Below are 14,810 nucleotides of genomic sequence, written 5' to 3'. Positions count from 1 at the left end.
GCCTCTCTGCCCGGTGGGCGGAGGTGGCTCATGGGCGCCGTCGTTGCCGACGGCGGTCAGTGAACCGTTTCATCCTCCAGATCGGGGGCCTGCCACATCTTTTCGATGTTGTAAAACTCCCGAACTTCCGGACGGAAGACGTGAACGACAATGTCGCCCGTATCGATCAACACCCAGTCGGCGCCACTCAGACCTTCGACCTTGGCATTGCCAAGACCGGCCTCCTTGAGCGCGCGGATCAGATGATCCGCCACCGCCGCCACATGGCGATGCGAACGCCCCGACGCGATGATCATATGATCGGCGAGCGGGGATTTGCCCTGGATGTCGATGGAGATGATGTTTTCCGCCTTGGAGTCTTCCAGACTCGTGAGGGCTGTTTCAACGGCCTGAGAAACCAGATTCCGACTGGCCTCGGCCGGCGAAGGCACCACGTCAGCCTTCTTCGTCATTGCTGTTCTCAGTGTCTTTCCTTTCCAATAAGAACAAGCTCACCGTCGGCGCGCGCGCCAACGGTACCCAATAGATAGGCAGAGTCTCTTAACAGTTTCAAGACATCGCCGATCACATGTTTTCACGGAGCCTGGCGGTTACTGCGCCTCTTTCGCCGCATTTCTGATGGCCGTCGAGGACAGCGAGGAGCGGGGACCGTGGATGAATGTCCAGGCAGGCGGTCTGCTGCGAGCAAGAATTGGCGCGTCGTCCTCATCGATACGGGCATGGTCGAATGTCTTGGCCATGGTGGATGAGAGAAAGGCCAGTGTGGAGCCCGGGCGATCGATCACCGCGATGGGCATGGAGCGGGCAATGTGGCGCCAGCGCTCCCAGCGGTGGAAGTCGCGCAGGCTGTCGGCCCCCATGATCCAGACAAAATCGATGCCACGATTGCGCATCTGAACAAGGTCTATCGTGTCTGCGGTGTAGCGGATGCGATGGCCGGCCTCGAAGGCGGTCACCTTGACGCGCGGATCGCTGGTGCATTTTTCAGAAAGCGCGATGCGCTCGGAAAGGGGCGCGAGCTCGCGGTGGCTTTTCAGCGGATTGCCGGGCGTGACAATCCACCAGAGCTGATCGAGCCTGAGCCTCCGCATGGCGATTTCGGCGACCAGCGCGTGGCCGGCATGGGGCGGGTTGAACGACCCGCCGAAGAGCCCGACAGCCATGCCAGGCTCGACATGGGGCATGCGCAGATAGCGCGCCGGGACAGAGGGAGGCGAAGCAGGCACCGGCATCAAATCATCCGGGCTCACGGCCGGGTCTGGCCGGAGCCGCGAACCCGGTATTTGAACGAGGTGAGCTGTTCGACGCCGACCGGCCCGCGCGCATGCATCTTGCCGGTGGCGATGCCGATTTCCGCACCCATGCCGAACTCGCCGCCATCGGCAAACTGGGTGGAGGCATTGTGCAGAAGAATTGCCGAATCGATCTCGTTGAAGAAGCGCTCGACGGCTGCAGCATTCTCCGCGACGATCGCCTCGGTGTGGTGCGAGGACCAGGTGGCGATATGGCGGATCGCTTCATCGATGCCGTCCACCAGCCTTACCGAGATGATGGCATCTAAATACTCCGTGCCCCAGTCCTCGTCGGTGGCAGGCGTTGCTGAAGCGAAGCGGGCGCAGACCTCTTCATCGCCGCGAATGGCGCAACCGGCTTCTAACAGCGCGGTCAGAACGGGCGTGAGCAAGCGGTCGGCAGCGGCGCGATCCACGAGCAGGGTTTCGGCAGCGCCACAGATGCCGGTGCGCCGCATCTTGGCATTGACGGCAATGGAAACCGCCATGTCGGTCTCGGCCGAGCGGTCGAGATAAAGGTGGCAGATGCCTTCCAGATGCGAAAAGACCGGGACGCGTGCATCGCTCTGCACACGCTCGACGAGGCTGCGCCCGCCGCGCGGCACGATGACATCGACATTGCCGCCAAGGCCTTTCAGCATTTCGCCAACGGCGGCGCGGTCCGTTACCGGCACGCGCTGGATGGCATCGGCAGGCAGGCCCGCTTTCTCCAGCCCCTCCACGAGGCAGGCATGGATGGCGGCGGACGACCGGGCGGAATCGGACCCACCGCGCAGGATCACCGCATTGCCGGCCTTGAGGCAGAGCGCGCCTGCATCGGCGGTCACATTGGGCCGGCTTTCGTAAATCACGCCGATGACGCCAAGTGGCGTGCGCACGCGCTCGATCTGAAGACCGTTCGGACGCTCCCATGCGGCGATCACGTCGCCGACCGGGTCTTTCAGCGCGGCGATGGCGCGGATGCCTTCGGCCATGCCGGCGATGCGCGCGGGATCGAGCTTAAGCCGGTCGAGAAGAGCGGGCGACAGGCCGGCCTCTTCGCCGCGCGCCATGTCTTCGCGGTTGGCCTCGAGGATCGCCGCTTCATTGCGCGTCAGCGCTTCGGCCATGGCTTCCAGCGCGGCGTTCTTCTCATCCGGGGTGGCGATGGACAACGGGCCGGCGGCAGCGCGGGCGCGCGCACCGAGATCGTTCATCAGCGCGGCAATGTCCGCGCTGCCCTGCCTGTTTTCCATCAGCATTCAACCCTCCGCCTTTTCCTTCAGGTGATTCCGCGCATGCGGCGTTGTCACCAGATCGTCGCGGTGCACCATGGCAGCGCGCGCTTCATATCCGAGCACTTCGGCAATGTCGCCGCTTTTCAGACCGGCGATTCTTACGGCATCAGCCGCGTCATAGGCAACCAGCCCGCGCGCCACTTCGCGCCCGTCGGGGCCGTGAATGGCCACGGTGTCGCCGCGGGCGAAACTGCCGGAAACATGGGTGACGCCGATGGGCAGGAGCGAGTTTCCTGCGGCAAGCGCCAGAACCGCGCCGGCATCGACCGTGATCGAGCCCGCCGGCTCCAGCTGACCGGCGATCCATGTCTTGTAGGCGCGTACGGGCGTGTCGCTCGCCTTGAAGAGGGTGGAGCGAGCGCCGTTGTCGATTGCCGCAAGCGGGTTGAGCCGCGTGCCCGAAGCGATCACCATCGCCGTTCCTGCTGCCGTTGCGATGCGGCCTGCATCGAGCTTTGTGCGCATGCCGCCGCGCGAAAGCTCTGAAGCGGCAGCGCCGGCCATGGCCTCAATGTCTGGCGTGATCGCATCCACCACCGGAATGAAACGCGCATCGGGGTCGCTGGCCGGCGGGGCCGTGTAGAGCCCGTCCACATCGGACAGCAGAACCAGAAGGTCTGCGCCGAGCATGGTGGCGATGCGGGCGGCGAGGCGATCATTGTCGCCATAGCGGATTTCGCTTGTGGCGACCGTGTCATTCTCGTTGATGACGGGAACGACGCCCATCTTGAGAAGTGTGGAGACGGTGGCGCGAACATTGAGATAGCGGCGGCGCTCTTCCGTATCACCGAGCGTTACGAGGATCTGTCCAGATTTCAGCCCGCGCTTGCGCAGCTCCTCATCCCACGCGCCGGCGAGCGCGATCTGGCCGACCGAGGCGGCCGCCTGGCTTTCTTCAAGCTTCAGCGTGCGCCGCTCGATACCCAGAATGGTGCGGCCAAGCGCGATGGCCCCGGACGAGACCACCAGCACCTCGACACCATCGGCATTGAGTGCGGCAATGTCATCGACCAGCGCGGAAAGCCATTCGCGCTTCAGGCCCTTCTTGCGGTCCACCAGAAGGGCAGACCCGATCTTGACCGTGATGCGGCGGTGGCTGCTGAGCGCGGGGCGGGTCATGTTTGGCCTATCTCTGCCAGCGGTCATCGACGGCTTCCGCGTCTTCTTCGTCTGTGCGGGCGTCCTGAATGATCTTCATGAGCGCGCGCAGCACGTCCTGTACGCCTTCGCCGGTGGCCGAGGAGAGGAGGAGGGGCTTCCTTCCGCAGGCTTCTGCAAGGGCTGCCTGCTTTTCGGCCCGCGCTTCCTCATCCAGAAGGTCCACCTGGCTGAGTGCAACAATCTCTGCCTTGTCGGTGAGGCCGTGGCCATAGGCGGCAAGCTCGCCGCGTATCGTGTTGTAGACGGCAGCGGGGTCTTCTTCGCGCGCGGAGACGAGATGGAGCAGAACGCGCGTGCGCTCCACATGGCCGAGAAAGCGATCGCCGATGCCCACGCCCGCGTGGGCGCCCTCGATGAGGCCGGGGATATCGGCCATCACGAATTCGCGCGCGTCGATGCGCACCACGCCCAGATTGGGATGCAGCGTGGTGAACGGATAATCGGCAATCTTGGGCTTGGCCGCCGTGACCGTGGCGAGAAATGTGGACTTGCCGGCATTGGGCAGGCCGACCAGACCGGCATCGGCGATGAGCTTCAGGCGCAGCCAGATCCATGCCTCTTCTCCCGGCAGGCCGGGATTGGCGCGGCGCGGCGCCTGGTTGGTGGAGGATTTGAAATGCTGGTTGCCGAAACCGCCATTGCCGCCGCTGGCCAGCTTGAAGCGCTGGCCAATTTCGGTCAGGTCGCAGATGAGCGTCTCGTTGTCTTCCTCGTATATCTGCGTGCCGACGGGTACTTTGAGAATCGCGTCCTCGCCCTTGGCGCCGGTGCGGTTTCGGCCCATGCCGTGCACGCCGGTCTTGGCCTTGAAATGTTGCTGGTAGCGGTAGTCGATCAGCGTGTTCAGGCCCTGAACGGCCTCGACCCACACATCGCCGCCGCGGCCGCCATCGCCGCCGTCAGGGCCGCCGAACTCGATGTATTTCTCGCGCCGGAACGAAACGGAGCCCGCGCCGCCATCGCCGGAGCGAATATAGACCTTGGCCTGATCGAGGAATTTCATGGGTTTGACCGTCTTTCCGTATCGTTGCGCAGAACCGTCTACAGCATCACGCGCAGAAGTGCGAGAGCAGACAGGTCCCGACCGCGGACTTGCCTGCTCTCAGCTTCCGTTCAGGCGCCCCAGCTTCTGAGGCTGACCCAGGTGCTGCGGTCGAGCTGATAGCGCTCAACCGGAACCTTGCCGGCCACAACCGAATCCATCATGCCCTGACCGGCATACTGGAAACCGCATTTGTGGATCACGCGCCGCGAGGCGGTGTTGGTGACGCGGCAGGACACATTCAGCCGGTCGATATCCGTGGCGCGGAAGGCCAGATCGACGAGCGCATGCGCAGCCTCTGTCGCGTAGCCGCGCCCCCAGTAGGGCTCACCGATCCAGTAGCCCATTTCCAGGCCATTCGCACGGTTTTCAACACCGGCACAGCCGATGAAGGCGCCGGTCTCCGAAAGCGTGATGGCATAGGTGCAGCCACTGATCTCGCCGGCGCGAACGCGGCTCAGGAAGCTTTGCGCATCGGTCACGCGATAGGGGTTGGGCAGGCGCCCGAGCATTTCGGCCAGCCGCCGATTGTTGGCGAGTTCCACCAGTTCGGTCACGTCGTCGTCGCGCGGGATGCGCAGAACGAGGCGCTCGGTGACGAGGACCGGGCAATCTATTTCAACTCTGGGACTTTCACTCTCGATGTCTTCACTTTCGGCAACCATCGTTTTTCCTCCGGACAAAAAGAAAGGGGAGATGGCGACCCATCTCCCCTTTCGAACCTATTTCCGGAATGTCCAGACACCGGTCCCCGAGATGGGTCGCCGGTGTTGGTGAAGCGGACCGGCTACTCCGCTGCCTCCGTAATCGGGTTTACGGACACGTAGGTTCGACCATTGGCTTTTTTCGCGAAGGAGACAGCACCTGCCTCTTTCGCAAAAATCGTATGATCCTTGCCCATGCCGACATTGACGCCGGGATGCCATTTCGTGCCGCGCTGACGGATAATGATGTTGCCGGCGAGAACCTTCTCGCCGCCGAACTTCTTCACACCAAGGCGTTTGGACTCGGAATCGCGACCGTTGCGCGACGAACCACCAGCTTTTTTGTGTGCCATAATCTTGCTCCTTTGCGCCCGTCGAGAGCGCTTGCATTCCTAATGCGCTGTCAGGCGCTGAATTTCAACCCTTTGGCGAAGGATTATTTCGCCAGTTCCTTGGCCTGCTCGCGCCAGTCCTTGATCTGGTCGGCGCTGAACGGCATGGCTTCATCGATGCGCACCACGTCCTCGTCGGTGAGAGCGGCCACCTGTGCGTAGGTGGTGATGCCCTGCTCGGCGAGCTGGCCGGCTGCAACCGGGCCGATGCCCTTGATCTTGGTCAGATCGTCGGGCTCGCCGGCCGGAGCGGTGAAGAGCGGAGCAGCCGCTGCCGGCGCTTCCGTCTTTGCCTCTGCCTTTTTCGGCGCGGCTTCCTTCTTCGCCGGCTTTTCCTCGGCCTTGGCAGCCGGCTTCGCAGCGGCCTTCTTCGAGGGCTTCGCGCCGCCGGTCAGGATCTCGGAGATCCGCACGGTGGTGAGAAGCTGGCGATGGCCGCGCTTGCGGCGCGAATTCTGGCGGCGACGCTTCTTGAACGCGATGACCTTCTTGCCGCGGCCCTGCTCGACCACCTCGGCGGCCACGCTGGCGCCATCGACGAGCGGTGCGCCAATGGTCACGTCCTCGCCTTCGCCAACGGCCAGAACGTCTGCAAACTGAATGATCTCACCGGGCTCGCCGGTGACGCGCTCGACCTGAAGCAGGTCGTTTGCGGAAACGCGGTACTGCTTACCGCCGGTCTTGATGACTGCGAACATCTTTTTGCCTTTCAGTGTCCGGTCCGGCTTGGGTCCGCAAGGCGCGGCCTGCCGTCTTTTTGCCAGTCTGGATGGTTAAACAACAAACGGCGCCGGGTTTTCCCGCGCCGCAGGTCGCGTGTCCATAACGGAAGAGGGGTGGCAGGTCAAGCAGAGGCGGCAAAAATGCCGCAGATTGGCTGCGATTGGCCCTTGTATCGAATCCGATCACCGGTTATCTAGTGCGCCGCGCTGGCAACAGCAGACCAGCATCTCGCGGAGAGGTGGCTGAGTGGTTGAAAGCACCGCACTCGAAATGCGGCATACTCGCAAGGGTATCGGGGGTTCGAATCCCTCCCTCTCCGCCATTTTCCATAAGTGACAGCGTTCCCGGTACAATGATATGTGCTGCGGTATCGGCGTCAGATTTTCGCTGTTCACCGTATACTGCTCAATTCCGTCTGTGGGCAGATATTGGGCCAAATGTCGGTTATGCGGACTTTACTGACCTTCGCTGCGGCGTGCATGAAGGTCTGGTTCCGCCGGACAGGGTTCCTTGAGACACCTCCTCGCTAGGAACCCTGCGGCATTCATTAGACTACTTCAAGATGAGGTGCTAGTTCCGAGATGGGGAAGTTGTAGGATCGCCGGCCTCCCTCTTCTTTGGGTGCCCCGGCGTGGACATAGGCGTGGAATGCCCTGCGGATAGCTGTCTTGTCCGCTGAACCAAACGTGATCCCCTCAATGTTGTCGATTTCATAGGCGACGTGAAAAGTTTCCCCGTCCTGCTCGAAATCCGGAAAATCACTTGCATTCCTGCGGTAGAGCATCCCTCTAGCTATTACTCCGCGAGCGGGCCAGTCGTAGTCGACCAGATACGCCGTCGCAGCATCGGTGGTCATGCTTTCCCAGTCCCAATACACGCCAAAAGATTGGCCGTACTGGCTGCGCGCACTCTCTTCAGCGTTGTCTAGAACCGCCAGTTCATCGGCATCCGTCACGGTGTCATACACCACCATCCTGACATTGAGGGCATCAAGTTCCGCCGGGGCCGTCCGCAGGACGTCGACCAAGCTACGGCCGCCCCTTCTGGCAGCGACTGCGGCATTTCCCTCTTGCCGCGTTTTCCAAGCCGCAGCCGCAGCCTCTAGATCGGCCTCATTGATTTCCGTGGCAGCATCCCAGAACGTTTTAAACATCCTCACAATCTCGGGGCGGGCGTCGCCGTACACGACATTTGCCTCTCGCCACAGGGCGGGCTGGCCCTCCATGCCGAGGCCATTCGCCGACATGTTGGATGACCCCATGAACGAAATGTCGCCGACGATGCCGATCTTCGCATGCAGGTCGTTCAACTGACGTACGTCTGCGCCTATTCTGCGTAGCGCACGAATTTCATTCGGGTTCGTGCCACCACTCAAAAGATTGCATACGATCCGCACCCCTGTGCCGTTTCGGAGGCCGAGGTTTTCTAAGGCGTTTATACCCCAGAAAGCCACGGCAAGGTCGGCACGCTGTGTTCGGAGATATTCGGTGCGAAGCTGTTCAAGAAGTTGGGTTCCGTCGACAAAATCAGGCATGTGTAATCCTTTTCCAAATCAAGCAGACATTCGTGCCAGTCGTAGTTTTGGTCAACAATGGGCTCAAAGCGGCCGGTCGCCCGCTGGGAACCGCGTTCGAATTTTCTCACGAACGCTCCACCGGTTCATGATCAAATGGATCGTCATCTCCGATATCCTCAAGTTCTGATTATCGCTCCCGGGCAATTGTGTAATCCGTGGTTTGAAAGAAGCGGCAGAGCCGGGTCCAAGCGAGACAGTGCCGCGTTCACCTCACGGCTGCGCGGGCATTGAGCCTTGCTGCGGGTCGGCGCTCAGCGTCTGCGCAAACTCGACGAGTTTTTCACCGATCATCACCGTGCGCAGAAAGATGCCGGCATTGCTGAGGACGACGAGGGTTATCTCGTTCTCCAGATCGCGCCAGTAGAAATTCGAAAACCCCTGCCATAGGCCGTAGGACGTGACGATGGGGAAATCCTGTACATTCCAGCCCAGGCCGGGCTGGAGGGTTTTGCCCAATACGGTTTCCTGAATGATCTCACCATTCGCCAGACGCCCGGGCGCATAGGCGGGCTCGTAGGCTTCTGCGGGCATCAGTGTGCCCCGGCGCAGGGCCTGATCCCAGATGATGAGGTCGCGGGCGCTCGCATATATGTTTCCGTCCCCGGCCACACCGTCAAAACGGTTGAGATCGTCGGGTACGTCAGAACCGAAATAGAGGAAGCGCCTGCGAAAACCGAGAGCCCTGTCTTCCAGAAGGCTGGTGTTTTCGATGCCGCTGACGACTGCCGTGCGGTGCATTCCCAGAGGGGTGAACAGGCGTGATTGCAGGAAGCCGGCGAATGACTGCCCCGAAACGCGTGCGACGATTTCGGCCAGAAGCGCATAATTGCTGTTCGAGTAGTTTTCCTTTTCGCCCGGGGTAAACATCGGACCGTCATCCGTCGTGGCAAGCCAGGCGATCAGCTTTGCGGGCGTCAGGATATCCCCGTCCCGCTCCAGTCTCTTCGCCAGGTTTCGGCTTCGCGCATAGTCAGGAATGCCGGACGTATGAGAAAGCAGATGATCGAGTGTCACGCCGTCGTGGCGTCCCAGTTCGGGAATGTGCCGTACAAGAGGGTCGTGCAGCGAGAGTTTGCCCTCATGCGCAAGCAGCAGGACCGCGAAAGCGGTGATGTGCTTTGAGACCGAGGCCAGGTTGAAGGATGTGTTGCTGGTGATGGCGCGCCCTGTCGCGGCGTCGGCAAAGCCGACATGGCGCTCGAAAACCGTGCTGCCTTCCCGGGCGATCAGGACCGTGCCGTTGAATTTTCTGGCGTGCTCGAGTGCGTCGAACCAGTCTTCCAGCGCACGCGTCCTTTCCGCGAGCGGCGCATCTGGCGAGATGACAAGCTTGGGCAGCTTCAGGGTCACGTATTCCAACGCGACGAAGGCGCAGACGGCAATGAGGACCGATATTGCGCCACATATCAGGGCAAGCTTCACGGCTTAACCTGTGTCGCCGCGTCGATGAAGCGCCACAGCGTGGTCTTTGCGGAGCCTTTTGCGTCCTTCAGCAATACCCTCAGCGCGCGCCCCTCGATGGCGTCGAGTATGAGGCCTGCCGTTTCGCGAGGGTCTTCGAACGCGCGGAAATGGCCAGTGCGTGCGCCCTTTTCAAGCAGCTCTTCCAGACCGGTCACAAGCCCGGCGCGGTTGCCGGAAAACAATGTGGCGATCTGCGGCGCGCGGATGGCTTCGGACAGGATTTCGAGCCCCAGAACCGCATTCTCCGGGCGGGCTGCGTATTCCGCATAGTCTTCAACAAAGCGCGTCAGCGTCGCCTTCGGGTCCGGGCCTGCGGCGAGCAGTGTGCGGAACGCTTCCAGTTCCTGTGCCTCGATCCGTGCGATCTCGGCCAGGACGGCCTCCTTGCCGGAGAAGTGATTGTAGAGATTGCCGAGGCTGATGCCCGCCCGGTGGGCGATGTCGCGCACGCCCGTCTGATGATAGCCGGCTTCCAGAAAGCAGGTGACGGCAGCCTCGATGATGCGCTGCTTGCGCGGGTGGGGAGGCGAAGGCGCCGTTTTCTTTCCAATCATCTTGCAGGTTTCACAATTGGCAGATATATGAACGAACGATCGTTCATAATATGGCTGATATATCGAGATGGAGCAAGGGATGCAGCGCGATAAACACAGAAAATCAGGAGACCGGCACTCGCAGAGAGGAGCCCGGTCCATGGTCGACGCAGGCAGATGCGTGGCCGGTGGGGAACCCTGCCGCGCGGCAGCGCGTGATGCCACGGCGGAGGCGCGGCATGACCGTTTCTGATCAGGTCGAACGACTGGCGCGAACCGGGAGGCTGGAAGGCCTCGACCTCGCGCGCTTCTTTGCTTTCGTCGGCATGGTGATCGTCAACTTTACGATTGTCATGGGGGCGGAAGGGATGGGGGCGGAAGGCGGCGAGGGACCCCTTGCCTGGTTCACGCTGGCGCTTGAGGGGCGGGCTGCGGCCACATTCGTGGTGCTCGCCGGCATTGGCCTTGGCCTTGCGGCCGGGCGCGGGGTGGAAAGCACGGTGCCGGTCACGATCAGGCGCGCGGTGTTCCTTCTGGTGCTGGGCCTCGCCAACACGCTCGTTTTCGATGCCGACATCCTGCACTACTACGCGTTCTATTTCCTGTTTGGCGCGCTTCTTCTCTCGTGGCCAACGCCAACGCTGATCGCCATGATCGTGGCGCTCAACATTGCCTTTGTCGGCATGAACTTCATTTTCGACTACGACACGGGCCGCAACTGGGTGGACTACAGCTATGCCGATTTCTGGACACCGGCGGGCTTTGTGCGGAACCTCCTCTTCAATGGGTGGCACCCGGTCATTCCGTGGCTGGGCTTTCTGCTCTTCGGCATCATCCTCAGCCGGCTGAGGCTAGGCGAAAGGCGTGTTCGCAACGCCCTGATGCTTGGCGGCGTGGCGGCGTATCTGCTGGCCGAGGTGCTTGGCGCGCAACTGCGCCCGCTTCTGGCGTCGCTCGATCCCGAGCTTGCCTATCTGGCGACAACGGGGCCGGTACCGCCCATGCCGCTCTATATGCTGGCCGGCATGGGAATGGCGTCGTTCGTGGTCGGTCTCTGCCTGTGGCTTGCGGAGCTGGCTGCCATGGCGCCGTTCATGCGGGTGGTGGTGCCCGCCGGACGGCAGACACTCACGCTTTACATTGCCCACATCATGGTTGGTATGGGGGTGATCGAAGCGCTCGGCCTGCTGGGTGGGCAGACACTCGGTGTGTCGTTCATGGCGTCGCTGATCTTCTGTTTCGTCGCGGTGCTGTTTGCGTGGCTGTGGTCGCGCGCCTTCAGGCGTGGGCCTGTCGAGATGCTGATGCGGGAGCTCGCCGGGTAGGGGCACTGCCCTCGGTTTTGCTGAGGGCAGGTATTTCAACAAACGATTGGATCGGAAAAGGGTGAAAAGAGCAATGTCGCCGGCACGACACCGTTTCCTGGAGGCTTTCTCATTCCATGTCCGACCAAACGCTTTTGCCTGCTGCCGCGCAGGCCCCCAAAGATGCGCAAGCAAGCGGCGTGTCCACGGGGGCCCCGGCGGGAAACTCTATAAAATCATTAGCCATCGTGGTTGCCGCCTGTGCCGTCGGGTTTGTCACCGGGCTTTCGCTGCCGGTTCCGATGGCGCTCGCGGCGGCGCTTGCCGTCTTCTGCATCGGCATGTGGGCGACAGCCGCGGTCCCCGAATACTGGACGGCGCTGATGTTCTTTCTCATCGCCATGCTTTCCGGTATCGCCCCGGCGCAGGCGGTGTTTTCCGGCTTCTATTCATCGACCTTCTGGCTGCTCTTCGGGGGCATCATTCTGGGGGTATCGATCCGGTACACCGGCCTTGGCAAACGCATGGCGGCGGTGCTCGCCGGCATGCTCGGCATGCGCTATTCCACCGTCATTGCGGGTGTGACCGGCTTCAGCCTGGCGCTGGCCTTCGTCATGCCGTCTTCCATCGGGCGCATCGTGCTGCTTCTGCCGATCGTCATCGCGCTCGCCGATCACATGGGATATGGCAAGAGCTCCAGCGGGCGGACCGGCATGATTCTGGCCGCGGCTTTCGGAACCTGCCTGCCAGCTTATACCATCCTGCCGGCGAATGCGCCCAACATGATCCTGGCCGGTATGGCCGAGACGCTCTATGGCGCGCGCATTTCCTACTGGTCTTATCTGGCCATTCATTTCCCGGTGCTGGGGCTTTTGAAGGCGGGCGTGCTCGTCGTGCTCATCCTGAAGATGTTTCCCGATGGCGATCCGCAGCGCCAGCCGGAGGCGCCGGCGGACCTGCCGGGGATGTCCCCGGCGGAAAGGCGGCTGACAATGGTGCTGGGGCTGTGCCTTGCCCTGTGGCTGACCGATACGCTCCACCATATCTCGCCGGGCTGGATCGCGCTTGCCGCCGGCCTCTATTGCCTGTGGCCCGGGTCCGGGCTCACCTCGAAGAAGTGCATCAATGAGGACGTGAACTACGCCTCGCTCTTTTTTGTCGCCGGCATTCTCGGTCTTGGCACGGTGCTTTCGTCAACCGGGCTGGGCGAAGTGGTGGTGGAAAATCTGAGCGGTCTTGCCGGATTTCAGGCAGATCGGCCTTTCTGGAATGTTGCCATGCTGACAGGCATTTCGACGCTGGTGGCGATGATCACGAACCTGCCCGGCGTGCCCGCGATCATGACGCCGGTGGCGGAGAACCTTGCGGCGCTGACGGGGCTGCCGCTCACCACGGTTCTGATGACGCAGGTTCTGGCCTTCTCCAACGTGTTCCTGCCCTATCAGGCACCGCCGCTGATAACGGCGATGCAACTGGGCGACCTGCCTGTCGGTGCAGTGGTTCGGCTTTGCCTTGTGATGTTCGCCATCGGCGCGCTCGTGCTCATGCCGCTCGATCTTCTGTGGTGGTATGCTCTCGGCATGGTGTAGACATGCGTCTGGCTACCCAGCGATGAGGCGGGAATGGATATTCAGCAACTGAGAACCTTCGTTGCCGTTGCTCGCGAGGGGAGCATTACGCGGGCCTCCGAGCGCATCCATCTCAGCCAGCCTGCCGTCAGCGCACACATCAAGGCGATGGAGGAGACGCTCGGGCTTTCCCTCTTCGAGCGCACACCGCGCGGCATGATCCTGACGGGGGACGGCGAACGCCTGCTTGCGAGGGCCGAACAGACGCTGGGTGCCCACCGTGAACTGCTTGAGGAGGCAACCCGTCTCAAGGGCAGCCTCACCGGGCGCCTGCGGCTTGGCATGGGTTGCAACTCCGGGCCTGAGGCGCTGGGGCGGCTGATGACGGGCTTTGCCGAGCGCTATCCGCAGGTGGATGTCGTGCTGCGGCATGGAACCTCGCGCTCCATTGCCGAAGGCATTCGCAGCGGCGGTCTGGATGCCGGTTTTTACAACGAGACAGGCGAGCCCGGCGACGATCTGAATGTGGTCGATGTCCTGCGCTTTGCTATCTATCTCGCCGTTCCGCCCGGGACCGTGGACGCGAAAGACAAACCCGACTGGCGGAAACTGGCGGAGATGCCGTGGATTTGCCCGGCCCCGGACACGTGTTGTGGGGAGGCGGCCGAGGCGCTCTTTCGCAGGCATAATTTTCGGCCCACCCGCATCATCAGCGTTGACCGGGAGCAGGTCACGCGCACATTGATCGCAGGCGGGGTAGGCGTCGGTCTGCTGCATGCAGAAGCTGCGCGCTCGGCGGAGGCGGACGGCGAGGTGGACCTCATCTGCAAGGCGCATGCTGCCGCACGGCTCGTTTTTGCCAGCCTCAGGGAGAGGGACGACGACCCGCTGCTTCAGGCGGCGCGCACCATCGTTACCGCCGCCGACTAAAGCATTTTGCAGTCAGGTGGGATCACCTGACGCCCGCACAAATGCGGAGAAACAGACAGATAGAGCGGAGCGGCGTTTTCCTGAAACGGTGAGCCGCTCTAACGTGCGTCGCTGTCAAAGCTGCATGCTGCCCACGCTTGCACCACCGCAGACATAAAGCGTCTGCCCGGTGACGAAGCTCGCCTTCGGGTCGGCGAAGAACATGAAGGCGTTGGTGACGTCTTCCACCGCGCCGAGCCGGCCAACGGGAATGCGTTTGGCAAGCTCTGCTTCCCGCTCGCTGCCCTTGGGGATGATGCCCCAGAAATTGTCGGTCTGGATCGGTCCCGGCGCAACCACATTCACGGTGATGCCATGGGGGGCGAGCTCCAGCGCCCAGGTGCGCGCCATGCCCACCATGCCGGCCTTGGATGCGCCATAGGCGGTGCGGGTCTGCGCGCCCAGTGCTGCACGCGATCCATTGAAGAGAACGCGTCCGAAGCGGCGTTCCTTCATGGCAGGCAGGAAGGCTTTCAAAAGCGTGAGGGCGGAGCCAAGGTGAAGCTGGGCGAGGCCGGTGATGTCCTCGGCGCTGGCGTCCTCGATGAGGTTCGGCCAGATGAGGCCTGCATTCTGCACGAAATGGGTGACGTCGTGCCTGCCGGCGATCTCGGCTGCGGCCGCGCTGACGGCTGTGTCGTCCAGCAGGTCTGCCTCGACCGAGCTCAGCCGTTCATGCGAGAACTCCGGCGCGCGGCGCGCGACCGAGACGACGTGGTAGCCCGCATCCAGCATGGTCCGGGCGAGATCCGCACCGATGCCCTTGTTGCCGCCGGTGATGACGGCCGTAAGCTCTCTATCCATC

At 62.3% G+C, this 14,810-nt stretch carries 15 protein-coding genes and 1 tRNA gene; 4 read left to right on the top strand and 12 right to left on the bottom strand.

The genetic code is table 11. The features are described 5' to 3' along the window. Positions 1-56 precede the first annotated feature (56 nt). From rsfS to KUG85_RS12845, 8 genes are all read right to left on the bottom strand, one after another. Entirely contained in the window at positions 57-452 is a 396-nt protein-coding gene (rsfS, locus tag KUG85_RS12880) for a ribosome silencing factor (protein ID WP_007009225.1), read from the bottom strand. Positions 453-590: 138 nt separating this feature from the next. After that, on the bottom strand, positions 591-1,232 hold the full coding sequence (locus tag KUG85_RS12875) for a nicotinate-nucleotide adenylyltransferase (protein WP_255606394.1): 642 nt from the start codon (positions 1,230-1,232) through the stop codon (positions 591-593). Between the two features lie 14 nt (positions 1,233-1,246). After that, entirely contained in the window at positions 1,247-2,533 is a 1,287-nt protein-coding gene (locus KUG85_RS12870) for a glutamate-5-semialdehyde dehydrogenase (RefSeq protein ID WP_223005507.1), read from the bottom strand. Continuing rightward, positions 2,534-3,688 carry a glutamate 5-kinase gene (proB, locus tag KUG85_RS12865; RefSeq protein ID WP_223005841.1) on the bottom strand — a complete coding sequence of 385 codons (1,155 nt, stop codon included), beginning with the start codon at positions 3,686-3,688 and terminating at the stop codon, positions 2,534-2,536. A gap of 7 nt (positions 3,689-3,695) precedes the next feature. Continuing rightward, positions 3,696-4,733, bottom strand: coding sequence for a GTPase ObgE (gene obgE / locus KUG85_RS12860; protein WP_065816986.1), 1,038 nt, complete (start codon positions 4,731-4,733; stop codon positions 3,696-3,698). A gap of 110 nt (positions 4,734-4,843) precedes the next feature. Next, complete coding sequence (locus KUG85_RS12855) at positions 4,844-5,437, bottom strand: GNAT family N-acetyltransferase (RefSeq protein WP_065816987.1); 594 nt, start codon at positions 5,435-5,437, stop codon at positions 4,844-4,846. A gap of 122 nt (positions 5,438-5,559) precedes the next feature. Next, entirely contained in the window at positions 5,560-5,829 is a 270-nt protein-coding gene (gene rpmA / locus KUG85_RS12850; RefSeq protein ID WP_007009231.1) for a 50S ribosomal protein L27, read from the bottom strand. 83 nt (positions 5,830-5,912) lie between these two features. Beyond that, entirely contained in the window at positions 5,913-6,566 is a 654-nt protein-coding gene (locus KUG85_RS12845) for a 50S ribosomal protein L21 (RefSeq protein WP_007009232.1), read from the bottom strand. 257 nt (positions 6,567-6,823) lie between these two features. Here KUG85_RS12845 and KUG85_RS12840 point away from each other — a divergent pair. After that, positions 6,824-6,913: transfer RNA gene (locus KUG85_RS12840), tRNA-Ser, on the top strand. 225 nt (positions 6,914-7,138) lie between these two features. On the opposite strand, the gene KUG85_RS12835 is transcribed toward KUG85_RS12840, so the two are convergent. The 3 genes from KUG85_RS12835 to KUG85_RS12825 form a co-directional block, all read right to left on the bottom strand. Next, positions 7,139-8,125, bottom strand: coding sequence for a phospholipase D family protein (locus KUG85_RS12835; RefSeq protein ID WP_223005506.1), 987 nt, complete (start codon positions 8,123-8,125; stop codon positions 7,139-7,141). Positions 8,126-8,377: 252 nt separating this feature from the next. Beyond that, on the bottom strand, positions 8,378-9,517 hold the full coding sequence (locus KUG85_RS12830; RefSeq protein WP_255606393.1) for a serine hydrolase domain-containing protein: 1,140 nt from the start codon (positions 9,515-9,517) through the stop codon (positions 8,378-8,380). A gap of 68 nt (positions 9,518-9,585) precedes the next feature. Next, positions 9,586-10,185 (bottom strand): TetR/AcrR family transcriptional regulator, encoded by a 600-nt coding sequence (locus tag KUG85_RS12825; protein ID WP_065816989.1) that lies wholly within the window; start codon positions 10,183-10,185, stop codon positions 9,586-9,588. Between the two features lie 218 nt (positions 10,186-10,403). On the opposite strand from KUG85_RS12825, the gene KUG85_RS12820 reads away from it, so the two are divergent. The 3 genes from KUG85_RS12820 to KUG85_RS12810 all read left to right on the top strand — a co-directional run bounded on the left by KUG85_RS12820 (position 10,404) and on the right by KUG85_RS12810 (position 13,966). Then, on the top strand, positions 10,404-11,489 hold the full coding sequence (locus KUG85_RS12820) for a DUF418 domain-containing protein (RefSeq protein WP_223005504.1): 1,086 nt from the start codon (positions 10,404-10,406) through the stop codon (positions 11,487-11,489). Between the two features lie 227 nt (positions 11,490-11,716). Further along, the gene (locus KUG85_RS12815) at positions 11,717-13,057 is read left to right on the top strand and encodes an SLC13 family permease (RefSeq protein ID WP_223005503.1); all 1,341 of its coding nucleotides are present in this window, start codon (positions 11,717-11,719) and stop codon (positions 13,055-13,057) included. 33 nt (positions 13,058-13,090) lie between these two features. After that, the gene (locus KUG85_RS12810) at positions 13,091-13,966 is read left to right on the top strand and encodes a LysR family transcriptional regulator (protein WP_223005502.1); all 876 of its coding nucleotides are present in this window, start codon (positions 13,091-13,093) and stop codon (positions 13,964-13,966) included. Positions 13,967-14,080: 114 nt separating this feature from the next. Here KUG85_RS12810 and KUG85_RS12805 read toward each other — a convergent pair whose 3' ends face one another. After that, positions 14,081-14,809, bottom strand: a complete 729-nt coding sequence (locus KUG85_RS12805; protein WP_223005501.1) for an SDR family NAD(P)-dependent oxidoreductase — start codon at positions 14,807-14,809, stop codon at positions 14,081-14,083. Position 14,810: the final 1 nt, after the last annotated feature.

Source organism: Nitratireductor rhodophyticola (genome assembly GCF_019891355.1).
Classification (GTDB): domain Bacteria; phylum Pseudomonadota; class Alphaproteobacteria; order Rhizobiales; family Rhizobiaceae; genus Nitratireductor; species Nitratireductor rhodophyticola.
Note: the sequence above shows the minus strand (reverse complement) of the source record. Positions and strands in the feature narration are given on the sequence as shown.

What these genes read in the sequence shown, in the direction of transcription:
- rpmA (WP_007009231.1), bottom strand. Translation starts at nt 5,829, where the DNA reads ATGGCACACAAAAAAGCTGGTGGTTCGTCGCGCAACGGTCGCGATTCC.
- proB (WP_223005841.1), bottom strand. Translation starts at nt 3,688, where the DNA reads ATGACCCGCCCCGCGCTCAGCAGCCACCGCCGCATCACGGTCAAGATC.
- obgE (WP_065816986.1), bottom strand. Translation starts at nt 4,733, where the DNA reads ATGAAATTCCTCGATCAGGCCAAGGTCTATATTCGCTCCGGCGATGGC.
- KUG85_RS12820 (WP_223005504.1), top strand. Translation starts at nt 10,404, where the DNA reads ATGACCGTTTCTGATCAGGTCGAACGACTGGCGCGAACCGGGAGGCTG.
- KUG85_RS12875 (WP_255606394.1), bottom strand. Translation starts at nt 1,232, where the DNA reads ATGCCGGTGCCTGCTTCGCCTCCCTCTGTCCCGGCGCGCTATCTGCGC.
- KUG85_RS12835 (WP_223005506.1), bottom strand. Translation starts at nt 8,125, where the DNA reads ATGCCTGATTTTGTCGACGGAACCCAACTTCTTGAACAGCTTCGCACC.
- KUG85_RS12870 (WP_223005507.1), bottom strand. Translation starts at nt 2,533, where the DNA reads ATGCTGATGGAAAACAGGCAGGGCAGCGCGGACATTGCCGCGCTGATG.
- KUG85_RS12805 (WP_223005501.1), bottom strand. Translation starts at nt 14,809, where the DNA reads ATGGATAGAGAGCTTACGGCCGTCATCACCGGCGGCAACAAGGGCATC.
- rsfS (WP_007009225.1), bottom strand. Translation starts at nt 452, where the DNA reads ATGACGAAGAAGGCTGACGTGGTGCCTTCGCCGGCCGAGGCCAGTCGG.
- KUG85_RS12855 (WP_065816987.1), bottom strand. Translation starts at nt 5,437, where the DNA reads ATGGTTGCCGAAAGTGAAGACATCGAGAGTGAAAGTCCCAGAGTTGAA.
- KUG85_RS12825 (WP_065816989.1), bottom strand. Translation starts at nt 10,185, where the DNA reads ATGATTGGAAAGAAAACGGCGCCTTCGCCTCCCCACCCGCGCAAGCAG.
- KUG85_RS12845 (WP_007009232.1), bottom strand. Translation starts at nt 6,566, where the DNA reads ATGTTCGCAGTCATCAAGACCGGCGGTAAGCAGTACCGCGTTTCCGCA.
- KUG85_RS12810 (WP_223005502.1), top strand. Translation starts at nt 13,091, where the DNA reads ATGGATATTCAGCAACTGAGAACCTTCGTTGCCGTTGCTCGCGAGGGG.